The organism is Microcoleus sp. A003_D6 (genome assembly GCF_036702825.1).
Taxonomy (GTDB): domain Bacteria; phylum Cyanobacteriota; class Cyanobacteriia; order Cyanobacteriales; family Microcoleaceae; genus Microcoleus.
This window is the reverse complement of the sequence record NZ_JAUBWA010000287.1, coordinates 1-1,507: the sequence shown is the minus strand read 5'-3', so window position 1 is coordinate 1,507 and position 1,507 is coordinate 1. Positions and strand designations below refer to the sequence as shown.

The window sequence follows — 1,507 nt, the reverse complement described above, 5'->3', positions numbered from 1 at the left end:
AACGGTAATTGAGCGAGATTTGAACGGCGCACGTAATATTTTGTTACGTGCTTTGTCGGATTCGACCTGTTCTGTCACCAGTGACGGGATTGCTATCGTTACATCTCCAGCATTGCAAAGCTATGTAGAGAAATGTTCAGCGTAAATGAATCAGCCAACCTACGCAAAAGGTTAATATCAATGGTTGCGATCGCCCAAAAAACCCTTTCCTTCGAGGAATTTCTCAACTGGGATGACGACTCCGGCAGGTCATTCGAGCTAGTCAATGGACTTGCCATGCCCCTGAGTGAACCCACAGCCAAACATGAGGATGTCGTCGATGGATTATGTCGTCTCTTGGTAGATCGTTGCCAATCCTTGAACCTTCCCTACGTTCCTCGACAAAGTAAACAAGTCAGATTGAACGCTGCCCCGGGCGAAAGTGAATCGAGTCGTAAAGCCGACATTGTGGTGTTTGCCAAGGAAGAATGGGTCAGAATGCGTCAAAGTTCTGCCTCTGCTGCTGCCTATATTCCACCTCCGTTGGCGATCGAAGTTGTCAGTACGAATTGGCGGGATGATTACCGCATCAAATTGAATGAGTATGAAACTTTAGGAATCCTGGAGTATTGGATCGTTGATTATGCAGGGTTGGGAGGCGTTCAGTATATTGGTTCTCCAAAACAGTCTACGGTGACCATCAACCGCTTAATCGATGGTGAATATCAGGCACTGCGATATCAAGGAAAAGCCACTATTGTTTCTCCAACATTTCCTCAGTTGGTATTAACGATCGCTCAAATCGTTGCGATGACACAAGTTTAGTGTTTGTAACTTATCTGTAGGGTACTCAGTATTGCCAAAAAATTATTAAGGTGCGATCGCCCGCTGTGTCGAAATTACTTACCAACGCAACACCAGCGTTGCTATCCGGGATTTGAAGCAACAACTAGGTAAATAACGGATGCCCAGAAAAATCAGGGATTTGAAAAGCCTATTATTGAAAGCAGGATTTGTTTGTGAGTCTGCTAAAGGTAGCCACACCAAATGGTCACATCCTCTGCTACCAGGAAAGCTGACTCTCTCAGGAAAAGACGGCGGTGATGCCAAGATATACCAGGAAAAAGATGTTGACAATGCTCTCCAGCAACTAGCTGAAATTGAGGAGGAAAACAGATGAAAAATCATTACACTATTATTATTCAGTGGTCAGATGAGGATCGGTGCTATGTCGTTAGTTTTCCAGAATGGGGAGACTATTGTCATACCCACGGTGATACTTACGAAGACGCATTAAAAAATGCCCGCGAGGTTTTGGAACTTTTAACTGAATCGACGCTAGATGAGGGTAAAACCTTGCCAAAGCCACAATTATTTGGTCAATCTCTACAGCACGCATAAACGTCTATAACTAGAATACCACTGAAAGTTAAATACGATTAAGAAGCAGACATTAGACCTCTTGCAAAAATAATTAGGACGGGCAAGATGCCCATCCCACAAGAAAAAATAACTCTTGTGGGATGGG

Annotated in this window: 3 protein-coding genes; all 3 read left to right on the top strand. The window is 44.0% G+C overall.

From position 1 onward, the window contains the following. Positions 1-132: 132 nt before the first annotated feature. Positions 133-804, top strand: a complete 672-nt coding sequence (locus QUB70_RS32475) for a Uma2 family endonuclease (RefSeq protein ID WP_332985920.1) — start codon at positions 133-135, stop codon at positions 802-804. Between the two features lie 160 nt (positions 805-964). Further along, entirely contained in the window at positions 965-1,159 is a 195-nt protein-coding gene (locus tag QUB70_RS32470; RefSeq protein ID WP_442927872.1) for a type II toxin-antitoxin system HicA family toxin, read from the top strand. Next, on the top strand, positions 1,156-1,380 hold the full coding sequence (locus QUB70_RS32465) for a type II toxin-antitoxin system HicB family antitoxin (RefSeq protein ID WP_332985917.1): 225 nt from the start codon (positions 1,156-1,158) through the stop codon (positions 1,378-1,380). The genes QUB70_RS32470 and QUB70_RS32465 overlap by 4 nt, the downstream gene beginning before the upstream one ends. Positions 1,381-1,507: the final 127 nt, after the last annotated feature.